Here is a 14,291-nt window from a genome sequence, read left to right on the forward strand (position 1 = left end):
TCGGCGTGCCGACAGGGCGCGCGCTACGTGGCGCGGCGGTGGAAGCCGCCGCGCAGCACCATCTCCGTGAGGCCGGGCTGCGCCCGGTCACCACCAACGCGCGTTATCGCCGCGGTGAGATCGACCTGATCATGCGCGACGGCGATGTCGTCGTGTTCGTGGAAGTGCGCTACCGCGCCAGTGCCCGCTTTGGCGGCGGCGCGGCCTCGGTGGACCTGCGCAAGCGACGCAAGCTGGTGATCGCCGCGCAGTTGTTCCTGCAATCGCATCCCTGGCTGGCCGAGCAGCCCTGCCGCTTCGACGTGGTTGAAGCCAGTGGCGAGCCGCCGCAGCTGAACTGGCTGCGCGACGCGTTCCGGCTGGACGACTGCTGATGCCCTCCATCTTCACCCACGCCGCCATTCCGCTGGCGCTGTGGTGCGCCGCGGATCGCGGTCGCATCGCCGCGCCGTTGCTGGCCGCGGGCGTGGTCGCGGCGATGCTGCCCGACGCCGATGTGCTGGCCTTCGCGCTGCACATTCCCTATGCCGACAGCTTCGGCCACCGTGGGGCCAGTCATTCGATCGTGTTCGCTGCGGTGCTGGCCGTGCTCGCTGCGGTACTGCATACGCGCCTGCGCGCCAGTGCAGTGCAGGCCGCCGCGTTCGTTGGCATCAGTGCGCTGTCGCACCCGCTGCTGGACGCGCTCACCTCCGGCGGGCTGGGTGTTGCCCTGTGGTGGCCATGGAGTGGCGAGCGGTTGTTCGCACCGTGGCGCCCGATCCGTGTGTCGCCGTTCGCCGGGCAGTTCTTCAGCGCGCGCGGGCTGGCCACTGTTGTATCTGAACTGCGTTGGGTGTGGTTGCCGCTGGCCGCCGCCGTGATCGGCTGGAGGCTGATCCAACGCGCCCCTGTGAATTCCCGGAACGCCTGATGTCGACCACCCCCGCCCTGCCCGCCGCCTTCTTGTCCACCGTGCATGCCCTGCTGGGCGACGACGGCTGGCGCACCGATGACGCCGTGCTGGCCGCCCACGCGCAGGACAACTCCTGGCGCAGCCAGTTGCCGCTCGGCGTGGCGTTTCCGCGTGACCGCGAGCAGGTGGTGGCGCTGGTCCGCGCCTGCCGCACGCACCATGTGGCCGTGGTGGCGCGCGGCGCGGGCACCGGCACCACCGGCGCGGCGGTACCGGTCAACGGCAGCATCGTGCTGTCGTTCGCGCGCATGGCGCGCATCCTCGACATCCAGCCTGGCAACCGCTGCGCGGTGGTCGAACCGGGTGTGCTCAACGGCGACCTGCAGCAGGCGCTGATGCCGCACGGCCTGTTCTGGGCACCGGACCCGTCCAGCGCCGACATCTGCAGCATCGGCGGCAACCTGGCGTGCAATGCCGGTGGCCCGCGCGCGGTGAAGTACGGCACCAGCCGCGACAACGTGCTCGGGCTGGTGGCGGTGACCGGCGCAGGCGACCTCATCCACTGCGGCGGCGCCTACACCAAGGACGCCACCGGCTACGACCTTACCCACCTGCTGGTGGGCAGCGAAGGCACCCTGGCGCTGATCGTGGAAGCCACGCTGAAGCTCACCCCGCTTCCGGTCGCCCAGGCCGGGCTGCGCGTGTTGTATCGCGATGCCGATGCGGCCGCGGCGGCCGTGTCGCGGCTGATGGCGCAACCGGTGGTGCCCACGCGGCTGGAATTCATGGACGCGCGCAGCCTGGAGCTGCTGCGTCGCAATGGCGCCGACGTGCCCGAGGCCGGCGCGATGTTGCTGGTGGAAGCCGACGGCGACCACGACACCCTGCCCTACCTGCTGCAGGCACTGGCCACCGCCGCCGAGGGCGACGGCATGATCGCGTTGGACGTGGCGATGGAAGGGGCCGCGCGCGAAAAACTGTGGGCCGCGCGCAAGGCGCTGTCGCCCGCGCTGCGCAGCATCGCCCCGGGCAAGATCAACGAAGACGTGGTGGTGCCGGTGTCGCGCATCCCCGACCTGGTGGCCGGCGTGCAGGCGCTGGCGCGCGAATACGCGCTCACCATCGTCACCTTCGGCCATGCCGGCAACGGCAACCTGCACGTCAACATCCTCTACCACCCCGACGACGCCGACGAAAACGCACGCGCGCATGCGGCGCTGCCGAAGATCTTCGAACTGACGCTGGCGTTGGGCGGCACGTTGTCGGGCGAGCATGGCATCGGCCTGGCCAAGCGCGACTTCATGGCCAAGGCGTTCAGCGCGGCCACGCTGGCAACGATGCGCGCGATCAAGGCCGCGCTGGATCCGGATGGCATCCTCAACCCAGGCAAGGTGCTGCCGCCGGGGTGACACCCGCCGGGCATGGCCCGGCGCTACCGGTTACCCGGGGTCGGATCCCATTGCCAAGCAATGGGCTCCGACCCCGGCACTGTCGCTTACCAGGCCATGCGCAGGCCCACCTGGCCACCCACATTGCGGTAACCGTGGTCACCCCGCTGCACGGTCAGGCCACCCCATGCGCCCCAGCGCTGGCCCAGCTTCAACTCGGCACCGGCCTGCATTTCATAGCGGTTGCGCGGCACATCCGCACCCAGCGTGTCACCGTTGAACTGCAAGGCGCTGGTGCCGCTGCCGCGCAGCCAGTTCCCCCCCAGGTACGTGCCAGCTGCAGCGCCATGACCGAACACGCGCACAGCCCGGGCGCCCGTTCAGGCCACCGGCATCGGCACGATCGATCGCCGTGCAGTTGTGTTCCATGGCGATCAGCGTCGAAGTCGACATACGACAGCTGCGGCTGCAGATACAGCTGGCTCGACGCACCCTGCCAGACGTTGAACGTGTAACCGGCCTCCAGCGACGCCCTGGCCATCCGCGAATCGTATTGCTCCGGCTCCAGGCCGATACCCCTCACGCGGTTGTCGAAACCGCCGTACTGCACGTTCGTATCCATATAGGCGCCGTGAGTGCCCTCGCCATCCTGCAACCAGGTGCCATAAACACCCAGCGGCAGTACCACGCACGCGGCCGGTAGCGGTGTAGCCGGTCAGATCCGCCTGCGACGCTGGCGAAACTCCCGACATCGCCGCTACCAGTAATCGACGTTCAACACCGCCTCCCCCTTGATGATGCCGGGCGTGAGTGTCTCCGTGGTGCGGATGTAGCGCGCCGTGAACTCGTGGTTATGCATGCCGCCCACCCCCGGGTCGAAATCCCACTGCTGGCCGAACTGGACCTCGCTGCCTGCACGCATCAGCTGCACACGGACACCGCCGGCATCCGAACCCGCACTGGGTGTCAGCTGGCTTCCGGTATTGCCAGGGTCTGCAGCATCATGCAACGAGATCCTGGCCCGGGGCGTATCCGCGCCGCAATCCATCCGAATGGCCACCACTTTCTCTCCTGCCGTGCTGCCTGGTGCGGACAACTCGGCGAAATCGACATCCCGCAGGTCCTCCGCCGCGTCCAGCAGCGGGCACGTGACGTGTGGGAATTTCAGGTTGATCCTGAGCGGAATCGTGAGTCCCAGCGAAGGAAAATCAGGCGCATCGATCTTGAGGCTGCCTGACATCTCATAGGTGCGCATGGGAGTTCCCCGTGAGAAAGCGTAGGCGCGAAAATTGAAATCGGCTTTGGGGCTCTCCGTTGCCGCTATATCCATGACATACGGTGTGGTACTACCCGGAGTGACGGGTTGAGCAGACCATCCTATGACCTGCATGAACGCAAAGCCGATCAACGGCGAATCATCCGCAAAGTCGTAAACGGGCAGCGTCATTCCGTCATAGCTGATGGTACCTGCCGGCCTGAGTCCAGGCATATCCAGCGTGAGCGCCATATCATAGAGGCCGGGGACACTGCATGCGCTGAAGTTGGCAACGGCACCGCCGTAATCCATGAACCGTCCCTCGGAGGGCGGCGAGGAGCTGTAGGTCTTGTCGAAGTTCATCGGGTAACCCCGGCTTGTCGTACACGCAACTGCAGTCGCGCAGAAGCCAAGTGAACACAGCAAGCCGATCGCCATGCGCAGTCCGGAGTGCCTTGCCCGCCTGATTTGGCGCGCGGCGCTGATCATGCTTCTGGTCGGCGTGGGTACATTCGTTCTCATTCGTAGTCCGCCGTCACCACGATCTCCGTGGAAACCCCACCGGCTTCGGGCACGCCTGCGGGAGGCAGGTAGTACGCCGCTCTCAGGTCGTAACGCGCGCTGGTGCCGGTCACCGGCACATCGATGCCGGTGTCGCCGTCCTTGAGATAGGTGCTGCCGGTGGTACCCGACAGCAGCGAAATCGACACGCCACCGGCCGGGTCGGTAGCTTCGGTGTTCTTCCAGCGCGTCGCATCGCCGTCGGCAGCGGTGCCGGCGAAGGACAGCACCGCCTTGCTCACGCCCACGCAGCCGTTGAACTCCAGCGCGCCGGCCTTGATCTGGCTGTCCGTGCCGGGGGTGAGGTCGCTGGTTTTGACCGGGTCCAGATCGATCCGCGCATCCGTAAGCGTGCAGGTGCCGGGCAGCACCCGGCCGCTGATGGTGAGGGTGGCGCTGTCGGCCATGGCCAGCGGCGCCACGGCCAACAGAGCGGTGCACAGGGTCAAGCGGTTGAACAGATTCATGCAGAACTCCAGATAGGGAAAGGAAAGAAAGACTCAGAACGACGCTGCGCTGGACACATCCAGAGCGGCCTGCAGACCCGGGCTGGGCGCGGGCAGCGGTGTGCAGACCGCCTGGCTCCAGGACAGCCCGTAGGCATCCGGGGCATCGGGCGTGGTGTAGTGCAGGCGACAGCGCTGTGGACCATCGGGATCGACGATCAACTGGCCGTGTTCGGGCGCGCCGCGCAACTGGATCACCCCGCCCTGCCCGACCGCACCGAATGCGCGGCCGGCCTCGTCTTCAACGCGGGCGGCGAACGGCAGGGGCTGGCCCAGCGCGTCGGTGGCATCGATGAACAGCGTGCGCTCGCGCTTGGCGTTGAAGGCCACCCGCACGATGCTGCCGGCGGTGGGGGCGACACGCTGCGAGGTCTGCAGCAGTTCCACATCCAGCGGCAGGCCGGACGGGTCCAGGTCGATCTGGTTCCAGCGGTAGGGGCTGACGTGCGGCAGCAACGCATAGCCATTGCGCGCCACCCGGGTATCGCTTCCGTACCCGACCTTTGCCCCATGCGCACCCTCGGCCTGGATCAACGCAAAGCCGTCGCCCACCGGGGCGCCGAGGTTGACGCCGCCGCCATGCAGCACCACGCTGCCGGCCGCGCTGGCCGACACCGCGCTGTAGTCGCCGGAACGGGTATACCCCGCGCTGAAGGTGCCACGTCCGCCCTGGTAGGTGGTGTAGGCACTGGTACTGCGCTGGCCGTTGCTGGCATCGCTGGCCGACAGGCTGTAACTCAGTGCGCGGTCCTCACCCAGCGTGCCGTTGATGCCCAGCTGCGCCTGGTGACCGGCAGCGGACTGCCCGACCTGGCTGCTCAGGCGCGGCGCACTCGGGCTGCGGCCCAGCGGCACGCTCACGTTGAATGCATAGCGGGTGTCCTGGCGGCCGTTGCCCAACTGGTAGCGCATCGCGGAGATGCCGTAGTTGGCGCGGCCCCAGGTGCTCTGGAAGCGCAGCTGGAAATCGTTCTGGCGGTCGGCGCTGTCCCAGTAGCTCACATGGCCCCCGCTCAGCGACAGCGTGCTGCGCTCGCCCACTCGCTGCGAGAAGTTCACCTGGTAGCGCTGGCGCGCACGGCGGCCATAGCCCCAGTCGTCGCTGCGTGCGTCGGCGAAGTCGGTCAGGGTGAGATAGCCCTGCGTGCTGTAGCGGTGCGCGGCCAGGCCGAAGTTGGTGCCGGTGGCGGCAACATAGCGCTGGAAGTTGAGCCGCACACTGTTGCCGGTCACCTGCTCGCCGTTGCTCAGGCGTGCGCGCGAATGGGTGATGTCGGCACCGAACGCGCCGATCGGCGTGTTCACCGCACCGCCGACCAATGCCGCCTGGAAACCTTCACTGGCCTGTACGCCGCCCAATGCGGTGAAGCGGTTGCTGATGCCGCGTGCGTAGGTGCCTTCGGCAAAGCGCAGGTCTTCACCGCCGCGACGGGAGGCGCGCAGTTCACCAGCGGTGGCGCTGAAGCGGCTGGCGCCGGGGCGCAGCGCCTGCGGCACCGCCGAGAAGCTGACCTTGAAGCGCTGGGTCCGGCCGTCGGCTTCGGTGACAGTCACGTCCAGGTCGCCGCCGAAGTTGGTGGGGTACAGATCCTCGATGGAGAACGGCCCCGGCGCGACGGTCACCTCATGGATGACATGGCTGTTCTGGCGGATGGTGACCACCGCGTTGCCCTCGGCAATGCCCTGCACCACCGGGGCAAAGCCGCGCAGCGAATCGGGCAGCATGCGCTCGTCGGTGGCCACGCGTGCACCGCTGAAGGCCACGCTTTCAAACAACTCGCCGCCGGTGCTGCTCTGGCCGATCAGCAACTGGCTGTTGAGCCACGGCAGGTCGCGCTGCAGGTGGCTGCTGATCACATCGTGTCGCGAACCGTGCGTGCCCTGGCTGAACGACGCGCGATGGCGCAACCGCCAGGCACCCAGATTGATGCCCGCATTGACGCTGGCGTAGGTGTTGTCCTGCCCTTGGCTGCGATTGTGGTTGACGTTGTAGTCGAAGAATCCTGCCGTGACGCCATAGTCGCGCTGCGCCGGTGCCACGTAGCCACGCGCGGTGCTGACCTGTGCGGCCTGCGGAACCGTCACCAGCAGCTGCAACGCGCCGCTGTCGAAGCTGACCGTGGCGCCCGGCACGATGGCCACCAGGTCGACACAGGCCGACGCATCATCACCCAGTGGCGTCAGGTAGGCATCCTTCAGACCCAGTTCGCGCACCAGTGCCACCGGCAGGCACGGCACGGCGCCCTGTTCGCCCGGCACGAAGGTGATGTCGCGGCTTTCGCGGAACGCCCCGTTGACCACCAGGTCCAGCGGGTACACGCCTGGCGCCATCGGATTGCCCTGCGCGTAGCGCTGCAGGTCGATGGCCTCGCCGCCGATCAGGAACCCCTCGCTGAACTGCAGGCCGTCGAGCGGATCGGCCCGGCTTGGCGCGACCATACCCAATGCCAGCGAGACGGCGATAGCCGTTGCCAAGCAGTGGCGCGTGCGACGACGAGGCGGAGCGAAGACTGGCGAGCATGCATTCATGGCGACGATCATTCGACGTCGGCTGAAACCGACATCTCCCTGTGGATGAGGGGTCGCAGCGTAGGGGTCTACCGCGCGTCATCCCATGCAATTAGTTGCAATGCTCAATGCAACCCTTAGAACTAGAGAGATTTTGCCTATCTAAGTTTCAAGCGCATTCATTTTCAGCGTCACCCGATCTGCAGTTTTTGAAATGCGGCGGATTCCCTATAGGTGTCACGCGCGGGCACGGTGCGCCGTGCATTGAACGCCACCTGTACAAACGGCGGCCATTTAAGACACCGCCTATCGTTTGCAACTTATTGCATGGTTCCGAGATATGTCTGGAACGACACTGCGCTCCTCGTATTTTCCAACCCGAGTGCAGATCATGTTGAACAAATTGAATGTAGCGATCATTTCCCTGCTGGCTGCCACGGCCGCACCGTCGGCCATGGCCGAGAAGCTGGAGATCACCGGCGAGCTGATGACCTCCACCTGCGCGGTGGACTCCACCGGCGGCACCATCACAGTGGCCATGGGCCAGGTCGACCTGAAGTCGGTCAACGCCAACACCCGTGCCGGCCAGAAGAACTTCAGCATCGGCCTGGACTGCTCCGGTTCGGGCAGTTCCCAGGAGGTGGGTGTGCGCTTTGGCGGCACGCCGCATGGCAGCACCGGCAACCTGGGTGTCGCTCCGGGCGGCGCGCAGAACGTGGGCGTTGCGCTGTACGACGCCGCCGGTGCGCACCAGAAGATCGGTGAAGATCCCACGCAGTGGGTGGTCATTCCTGCCGACGGCAAAGGCCAGCTGGACTACAGCGCGTGGTACGCCTCGCCGGGCCAGGACGCAACGGCCGGCAAGGCCGATGCATCCGGTGATTTCGTGGTGCTCTACAAGTAACTCAACGCCCTTTCGCCGTACCTGCCGCACGTGCGGCAGGTACGGCACTTTCTTCTGGAGCAGGTGAGCAATGAACATGCGCATTACATCCCGGGCGTTCGCCCTGGTGACGCTGCTGCTGGCGAGCCATGCCTCGCTGGCCGCGGTTACGCTGCAAGGCACCCGCATCGTGCACGACGCAGGCAAGGGTCGCGACGTCACAGTGAAGGCAAGCAACGGTGGCGACCAGCCGGCCATGGTGCAGGTGTGGGTGGACGCGGGCGATAGTCATGCCCGGCCGGAGAACGTGCGCACGCCGTTCCGGCTTACCCCGGCCGACCCGCGCCTGCTGCAGGCGCATCAGGGCCAGGCCTATCGCATCACCTATGCACCGCGCCCGTCGGAGGCACCGCTGCCAACCGACCGCGAATCGGTGTTCTATTTCAACCTGCTGGACATTCCGCCCAAGCCGACCGATGCCGCAGGCAAGAATCTGCTGCAATTCGCCGTGCGCACGCGTGTGAAGCTGTTTCACCGTCCCGCAGGGTTGCCCGGCAACGCCCGCGATGCCGCGGCTGCGCTGGTATGGACCGGTGCGGGCAATGCCTTGCAGGTCACCAACCCTACCGCCTACCACGTCACCCTGAGCACGCTGACGCTGGCGGACGGCCGCAAGGTGGAGGTGGACATGATCGCCCCGGGCCAGCAGGTGCGCTACGCGCTGCCGGCGGGTGCCCCGATGCCGGCGAAGGTGACGTTCCAGTGGCTGGACGACTACGGCACGCCGCGGGACCAGCAGGCGACCGTGAGCATCCCGTAACACCCGCCTCGCGACCGTGGCGCCGGGCTCTGCCGGCTGCTCACTCCGCGAAGTGCTGGTAGCCGCCGGGCCCGGTTTCGCCTTCGCACTGCACGCCCTGCCCTTCCACGATGCGGCCGATGCGGGTGAGCGGCAGGCGCAGCGATTCGGCCACGGCATGCAGCGCCTCGCGCTGGTCGGCGGCGGCGGTGAAACACAGTTCGTAATCGTCGCCGCCGCGCAGGGCACACGCACGCGCGGCGTCGCGGCCAAGCACCGCACGCAGGGCCGGTGACAGCGGCACGGCGTCGGCATCCACTTCGGCACGCACGCCACTGCGCGTGGTGATGTGGCCCAGGTCGGCCAGCAGGCCGTCAGAGATATCCACGGCAGCATGCGCGAAGGCACGCAGGCGCAGGCCCAGCGTCACCCGTGGGGTCGGCCGCAGCAGGCGCAGGCGCAGTGTTTCGTAATCACCCAGCACGGTGGCGGTGGCGATGTTCAACTCACCGCGCTGCCACAGCTGCAGGGCACCGGCGGCGTCGCCGAGTGTGCCGCTCACCCAGATGTCATCGCCCACCTGGGCGCGGTCGCGGCGCAGCGCCTGGCCGCGTGCCACCTGCCCCATCGCCGTGACCGACAGCGACAGCGGGCCACGCGTGGTGTCGCCGCCGATCAACGCGATGGCGTGTTCGTCGGCCAGCGCGAAGAAGCCGTCGGCGAAGGATTCGATCCAGTCCGGGTGCGCGTCGGGCAGCGACAACGCCAGCGTGCACCAGGCCGGGCGTGCGCCCATGGCAGCCAGGTCGGACAGGTTGACCGCCAGGGTCTTCCAGCCGATGTCGAAGGGCATGGTCTCGGCCGGGAAATGCACGCCGCTGTTGAGCGTGTCGGCGGTGACCACCAGCTGTTCGTTCGGGCGCGGCTGCAGCAGCGCGGCGTCATCGCCGATGCCGAGCACCACGTCGTCGCGCTCGGCGGTGCGGGCACGGATGCGGTCGATCAGGGCGAATTCGGCAAGGGACATGGGGCGCTCCCGCGGTTGTGCGTGCCGCGCAGTGCGCGGTGGGGCGGTTGTACGTGCCGCGCGGCGTGCGGTTGTCGGTAGTGCCGGCCGCTGGCCGGCAACCTCAGACGCCCGGTGGTTGCCGGCCAGCGGCCGGCACTACCAGACGGGTCATTACCGCCGGCGGCTCATTGCCACCGGCGGGTCAGTGACCCGATTCGACCTTGCGCCATTCCACGGCCGCGCGGTCCAGCACGCCGTTGACGTAGGTGTGACCATGCTCGGAGCCGAAGCGCTTGGCCGATTCGATCGCTTCGTTGATCACCACGCGGTACGGCACGTCCAGGCGGTAGCGCATTTCGAAGGCGGCCACGCGCAGCGCGGCGCGTTCGATGGCGTCCACTTCGTCGATGCTGCGATCCAGGTACGGGGTCAGTGCCTCGTCCAGGTCCTTGCGGTTGTCCAGCACGCCGTGGATCAGCGCTTCAAAATAGGCCAGATCGGCGATTTCACGCGCCTGCTCGTGGGCAAACTGGGCAATCACGGTCTGCGCGTTGCCACCGGAAATCTGCCACGCATAGATCGCCTGCAGGGCACGACGGCGCGCGCGCGAGCGCAGCACGGGGTCGATGCCATCACGGCGGACGGGTTTACCGGAGGGCTTGCCCGGGTTCGACTTGTTCACGGCAACTGCTCCAGAAGATTGACCATTTCCAACGCCGTCAGTGCGGCTTCCTCACCCTTGTTGCCATGGCTGCCACCGGCACGGGCCTCGGCATCCTCGGCGCGTTCCACGGCGAGCACGCCATTGAGCACCGGCACGCCGAAATCCAGCTGCACGCGCATCAGGCCTTCGGCGCAGCCATCGGCCACGTGTTCGTAGTGGCGGGTGTCGCCGCGGATCACACAGCCCAGGGCGATGATCGCGGCATGTTCATGCGCGGCGGCCAGGCGGGCGGCCACCAGCGGCAGTTCCCATGCGCCGGGCACACGGATCACGTCGATGGCGGCTTCGTCGATGCCGTTGCCGGCCAGGCTCTGCCGCGCGCCAGCGACCAGTACGTCGGTGATGCGGGCATTCCAGCGGCTGGCGAGGATGGCGAAACGGGCCTTTTCCGGAGTACGGAGGTCGCCTTCGTAGTGGCTCATGTTCGGCGTGGGGTCCAAAAGGTTGACTAGTTTAACGCGGGCGGGCCGGTTACGCCGGACACGGGCCGGCGGCCATGGCCACGTAGCGCCGGGCTCTGCCCGGCTCTACGGGAGGGTGGGCGGTCGGGCGGGCGGTCAGGGGGTGACCGTTTCCACTACTTCCAGGCCGTAGCCGGCCAGGCCGATCTGGCGGCGGGGGGTGCCCAGCACGCGCAGCTTGCCCAGGCCGAGGTCGGACAGGATCTGCGCACCGGCGCCGTTGCGGCGCCACTGGCTCACATCCTTGTCCTTGCCCGGGGTCACCGGGGCCGGCTGCTGGCGCAGGCGGGCCAGCAGGGTGTTGGTGTCGCGTGGCGCCGACAGCACCACCATCACCCCGCGCTCGGCGGCGGCAATGGCGCGCAGGGCGTCGGTGGAGGCCACGCCGAAATCGTCGCGGCGCCAGTGCAGCAGGTCGGCCAGCGGGTTTTCCACCTGCACGCGGACCAGCGTGGGCTCGGCATCCGGGGTGCCGCGGACCAGGGCGAAATGCAGGTCGTGGGCGATGCGGTCGCGGTAGGTGACCAGCTTGAAGGGACCGAACTCGGTGTCGATCTCGCGCTCGTCCACGCGCTCGACCGTCTTCTCGGTGGCCAGGCGGTAGGCGATCAGGTCGGCGATCGAGCCCATCTTCAGGCCGTGCTCGCGGGCGAACACCTCCAGCTCCGGGCGGCGCGCCATGCTGCCGTCGGGGTTGAGGATCTCCACCAGCACGCCAGCCGGCTCCAGGCCTGCCAGCATGGCCAGATCCACGCCCGCTTCGGTATGCCCGGCGCGGGTCAGCACGCCGCCCGGCTGGGCGATCAGCGGGAAGATGTGGCCCGGCTGGTGCAGGTCGGCCGGCTTGGCGTCCGGCTTCACCGCCGTGCGGATGGTGTGGGCGCGGTCATAGGCCGAGATGCCGGTGGTGACACCCTCGGCCGCTTCGATGCTGACGGTGAAGTTGGTCTGGAACTGCGCGGTGTTGGCCTGGACCATCGGCGCCAGGCCGAGATCGGCAGCGCGCTCACGGGTCAGCGGCAGGCACACCAGGCCACGGCCATGGGTGACCATGAAGTTGATGTCCGACGGCTTGACCAGCTCGGCGGCCATGATCAGGTCGCCTTCGTTCTCGCGGTCTTCGTCATCGACGATGACGACCATGCGGCCAAGGCGGATGTCCTCGAGAATCTCGGGAATGGGGGCGAAATTCATGCGCGTGCTCCTGCACCCAACAAACGTTCGACGTAACGGGCGACCAGATCGATTTCAAGATTGACCGCACTGCCCACGGCCGTTGCGGCGAAGGCGGTGTTGGCCACGGTGTGCGGGATGAGGGCGACCTCGAAGCCCTGCTCGTCCACCTCGTTGACGGTCAGGCTGACTCCGTCCACGCAGATCGAGCCTTTCTTGGCGATGTAGCGCAGCAACGCGGCCGGCGCGGCGAAGCGCCAGCGCTGGGCACGCGCATCGTCATGCACCGACAACACCTGGCCCAGGCCATCGACATGGCCGCTGACCAGATGACCCCCCAGGCGATCGGTCGGGCGCATCGCGCGTTCGAGATTGATGACGGCGCCGTCGGCCAGCTGCCCCAGCGTGGTCAGGCCCAACGTCTCGGTCGAGGCGTCGGCCTGGAAGCGGGTGGCGTCATAAGCGATGACAGTGAGGCAGACCCCGTTGATGGCGATGCTCTCGCCCATCTGCACGTTCTCGAACGGCAGGGTGCCCACGTCAAAGGTAAAGCGGACATCGCCGCCAAGGGTGTCGCGTGCGGCCAGACGGCCGACGCCTTCGATGATTCCAGTAAACAAGGAACGTTCTCCGCGGAAAGTGAGCGAAAAACGCCGCAAGGCATATAGGTGCACGCCGAGCACCAAGGCCCGGCCGCACCGTCTTCTTTCATCCGGACTATACCGTCGGCTCCGGCATCGGACCGGATCTGCTGACCTTCCCGAGGACCGGGAAGCGCTCGCGGGCTCGTGCTTGCGCACCTACCGCCGGTGGGGAATCGCACCCCGCCCTGAAGACGTTTGTGTACCGGCGAACCGGCGCCGCTAGTGTAACAGGGCACCCTGACTGGGGGCTTTAAGTTAAATAAGTGTTAAGCTATTCCGCTGAGTGCTGCGCCCCGTGGATAGGAGGGCACACACGTCGGTTACTGATCGGGCTGCGGCGTCCGCGCCGCGCCATGATCGAACGGGTCCCGCAAGGGGCCCGTTTTTTATGGGCGCAGCAACAGGCGGAGGTCCTCACCCACCTGGCGCCTGTCCACCACGCGCAGCCGGCGCTGCTGTTCCATCGCGTGGATACCCAGGCCGGACAGCAGCGGCAGCCCATGCTCACCGAGCAACGTGGGCGCCTGATACAGCAACAGTTCGTCGACCCAGCCGCCGGCCAGCAACGCGCCGGCCAAGGTGGCGCCGGCCTCGGTATGCACGTCATTGATGCCGCGCTCGGCGAGCAGCGCCAACACCGCGCCCAGATCCAGACGACCGTCATGGCTGGGCACGCTGGCGAACTCCGCATCGGCGGCGTCCGGCGGGCTGACCGCGGCGTCATGCACGTACAAGGTCGGCGCCCCGCCCTCGCGCACCCGCGCGCACTCCAGCGAGCGCAGGCGTGCATCGAGTACCACCCGCAAGGGCGGCAATACCTCGGTATCGGCCAGCCGCACGGTCAACACCGGGTCATCGGCCAACACGGTGGCCGCGCCGGTGAGAATCGCACCGGCACGCGCACGCCAGTACTGCACATCGTCGCGGGCGGCCGCACCGGTGATCCATTTGGAGCGGCCATCGGCCATCGCCGTACGCCCGTCCAGACTGGCCGCGAGCTTCACCCGCACCCACGGGCGGCCGCGCTCGATGCGTGACAGGAACCCGTGGTTGAGCTCGCGCGCCTGCGCAGCCATCAACCCTTCGGCGACCTCGATGCCGGCGTCGCGGAGCAGCACGAAGCCCCCCCCATCGACCTTCGGGAAAGGATCGCGCATCGCCGCCACCACGCGTGTCACCCCTGCCTCGATCAAGGCCAGTGCACACGGCGGCGTGCGACCGTGGTGCGCGCATGGCTCCAGGGTCACGTAGGCGGTGGCACCGCGGGCCTGCTCACCGGCCTGGCGCAGCGCGAACACTTCGGCGTGCGGGCCGCCAGTGCGCTGGTGCCAGCCCTCGCCCACCACGACCCCATCGCGGGCAATCACGCACCCCACCATGGGATTGGGCCGCGCGGTGTACGCGGCACGTTCGGCCAGGCGCAGCGCGTGCGCCATGTGCTGATGGTCGAGAGCGGAGAAATCGGTCATGGCGGGGATCATCTGG

The 14,291-nt window shown here is 67.7% G+C and carries 14 protein-coding genes, 1 pseudogene and 1 riboswitch; of the genes and pseudogenes, 5 read left to right on the forward strand and 10 right to left on the reverse strand.

The genetic code is table 11. The annotated features are described in order from the left end of the window. Positions 1-5 precede the first annotated feature (5 nt). Genes NJD74_RS11160 through NJD74_RS11170 form a run of 3 tightly spaced genes read left to right on the forward strand, consistent with a single transcriptional unit; the run spans position 6 to position 2,304 of the window. A complete protein-coding gene (locus tag NJD74_RS11160; protein ID WP_070471766.1) occupies positions 6-374 on the forward strand; it encodes a YraN family protein in 369 nt (122 codons plus the stop codon). After that, on the forward strand, positions 374-913 hold the full coding sequence (locus tag NJD74_RS11165) for a metal-dependent hydrolase (RefSeq protein ID WP_070471716.1): 540 nt from the start codon (positions 374-376) through the stop codon (positions 911-913). Before NJD74_RS11160 ends, NJD74_RS11165 begins: the two co-directional genes overlap by 1 nt. Beyond that, positions 913-2,304 (forward strand): FAD-linked oxidase C-terminal domain-containing protein, encoded by a 1,392-nt coding sequence (locus NJD74_RS11170; RefSeq protein ID WP_102789015.1) that lies wholly within the window; start codon positions 913-915, stop codon positions 2,302-2,304. Before NJD74_RS11165 ends, NJD74_RS11170 begins: the two co-directional genes overlap by 1 nt. An 86-nt stretch (positions 2,305-2,390) precedes the next feature. On the opposite strand, the pseudogene NJD74_RS11175 reads toward NJD74_RS11170, so the two are convergent. From NJD74_RS11175 to NJD74_RS11190, 4 genes and pseudogenes are all read right to left on the reverse strand, one after another. Continuing rightward, positions 2,391-3,008: pseudogene (locus NJD74_RS11175) on the reverse strand (autotransporter outer membrane beta-barrel domain-containing protein); the annotation flags it as partial. Between the two features lie 32 nt (positions 3,009-3,040). Then, complete coding sequence (locus NJD74_RS11180) at positions 3,041-3,901, reverse strand: type 1 fimbrial protein (RefSeq protein WP_254427834.1); 861 nt, start codon at positions 3,899-3,901, stop codon at positions 3,041-3,043. Positions 3,902-4,056: 155 nt separating this feature from the next. Further along, positions 4,057-4,566, reverse strand: a complete 510-nt coding sequence (locus NJD74_RS11185) for a fimbrial protein (protein WP_070471713.1) — start codon at positions 4,564-4,566, stop codon at positions 4,057-4,059. A gap of 33 nt (positions 4,567-4,599) precedes the next feature. After that, a complete protein-coding gene (locus NJD74_RS11190; RefSeq protein ID WP_254427833.1) occupies positions 4,600-7,044 on the reverse strand; it encodes a fimbria/pilus outer membrane usher protein in 2,445 nt (814 codons plus the stop codon). 460 nt (positions 7,045-7,504) lie between these two features. Between NJD74_RS11190 and NJD74_RS11195 the strand changes: the two genes are divergently transcribed. Further along, positions 7,505-8,017, forward strand: coding sequence for a fimbrial protein (locus NJD74_RS11195; protein ID WP_070471763.1), 513 nt, complete (start codon positions 7,505-7,507; stop codon positions 8,015-8,017). Positions 8,018-8,093: 76 nt separating this feature from the next. Continuing rightward, positions 8,094-8,816: a molecular chaperone gene (locus tag NJD74_RS11200; RefSeq protein WP_102789037.1), complete on the forward strand. Its 723-nt coding sequence runs from the start codon at positions 8,094-8,096 to the stop codon at positions 8,814-8,816. A gap of 40 nt (positions 8,817-8,856) precedes the next feature. Here the strand turns inward: NJD74_RS11200 and thiL are convergent, their stop codons facing one another. The 6 genes from thiL to ribD all read right to left on the reverse strand — a co-directional run bounded on the left by thiL (position 8,857) and on the right by ribD (position 14,275). After that, on the reverse strand, positions 8,857-9,822 hold the full coding sequence (thiL, locus tag NJD74_RS11205) for a thiamine-phosphate kinase (RefSeq protein ID WP_070471710.1): 966 nt from the start codon (positions 9,820-9,822) through the stop codon (positions 8,857-8,859). 184 nt (positions 9,823-10,006) lie between these two features. Then, positions 10,007-10,486 carry a transcription antitermination factor NusB gene (nusB, locus tag NJD74_RS11210; RefSeq protein WP_038690521.1) on the reverse strand — a complete coding sequence of 160 codons (480 nt, stop codon included), beginning with the start codon at positions 10,484-10,486 and terminating at the stop codon, positions 10,007-10,009. Continuing rightward, the gene (gene ribH / locus NJD74_RS11215) at positions 10,483-10,950 is read right to left on the reverse strand and encodes a 6,7-dimethyl-8-ribityllumazine synthase (protein ID WP_038690522.1); all 468 of its coding nucleotides are present in this window, start codon (positions 10,948-10,950) and stop codon (positions 10,483-10,485) included. Before ribH ends, nusB begins: the two co-directional genes overlap by 4 nt. A gap of 135 nt (positions 10,951-11,085) precedes the next feature. Then, on the reverse strand, positions 11,086-12,183 hold the full coding sequence (ribB, locus tag NJD74_RS11220; RefSeq protein ID WP_070471709.1) for a 3,4-dihydroxy-2-butanone-4-phosphate synthase: 1,098 nt from the start codon (positions 12,181-12,183) through the stop codon (positions 11,086-11,088). Continuing rightward, complete coding sequence (locus NJD74_RS11225) at positions 12,180-12,782, reverse strand: riboflavin synthase (RefSeq protein WP_070426607.1); 603 nt, start codon at positions 12,780-12,782, stop codon at positions 12,180-12,182. The genes ribB and NJD74_RS11225 overlap by 4 nt, the downstream gene beginning before the upstream one ends. Positions 12,783-12,858: 76 nt before the next feature. Beyond that, a riboswitch (FMN riboswitch) is annotated at positions 12,859-13,003 on the reverse strand. 189 nt (positions 13,004-13,192) lie between these two features. Further along, positions 13,193-14,275 carry a bifunctional diaminohydroxyphosphoribosylaminopyrimidine deaminase/5-amino-6-(5-phosphoribosylamino)uracil reductase RibD gene (gene ribD / locus NJD74_RS11230; RefSeq protein ID WP_319624203.1) on the reverse strand — a complete coding sequence of 361 codons (1,083 nt, stop codon included), beginning with the start codon at positions 14,273-14,275 and terminating at the stop codon, positions 13,193-13,195. Between the last annotated feature and the right edge of the window lie 16 nt (positions 14,276-14,291).

This window comes from Stenotrophomonas sp. RG-453, from assembly GCF_033843685.1.
GTDB lineage: Bacteria > Pseudomonadota > Gammaproteobacteria > Xanthomonadales > Xanthomonadaceae > Stenotrophomonas > Stenotrophomonas bentonitica_A.

Bases quoted from the DNA above. Each gene is read 5' to 3' on its own strand.
- NJD74_RS11195 (WP_070471763.1), top strand. From the start codon at position 7,505: ATGTTGAACAAATTGAATGTAGCGATCATTTCCCTGCTGGCTGCCACG.
- ribH (WP_038690522.1), bottom strand. From the start codon at position 10,950: ATGAGCCACTACGAAGGCGACCTCCGTACTCCGGAAAAGGCCCGTTTC.
- NJD74_RS11190 (WP_254427833.1), bottom strand. From the start codon at position 7,044: ATGGTCGCGCCAAGCCGGGCCGATCCGCTCGACGGCCTGCAGTTCAGC.
- NJD74_RS11185 (WP_070471713.1), bottom strand. From the start codon at position 4,566: ATGAATCTGTTCAACCGCTTGACCCTGTGCACCGCTCTGTTGGCCGTG.
- NJD74_RS11200 (WP_102789037.1), top strand. From the start codon at position 8,094: ATGCGCATTACATCCCGGGCGTTCGCCCTGGTGACGCTGCTGCTGGCG.
- NJD74_RS11180 (WP_254427834.1), bottom strand. From the start codon at position 3,901: ATGAACTTCGACAAGACCTACAGCTCCTCGCCGCCCTCCGAGGGACGG.
- NJD74_RS11165 (WP_070471716.1), top strand. From the start codon at position 374: ATGCCCTCCATCTTCACCCACGCCGCCATTCCGCTGGCGCTGTGGTGC.
- NJD74_RS11170 (WP_102789015.1), top strand. From the start codon at position 913: ATGTCGACCACCCCCGCCCTGCCCGCCGCCTTCTTGTCCACCGTGCAT.
- ribD (WP_319624203.1), bottom strand. From the start codon at position 14,275: ATGACCGATTTCTCCGCTCTCGACCATCAGCACATGGCGCACGCGCTG.
- thiL (WP_070471710.1), bottom strand. From the start codon at position 9,822: ATGTCCCTTGCCGAATTCGCCCTGATCGACCGCATCCGTGCCCGCACC.
- ribB (WP_070471709.1), bottom strand. From the start codon at position 12,183: ATGAATTTCGCCCCCATTCCCGAGATTCTCGAGGACATCCGCCTTGGC.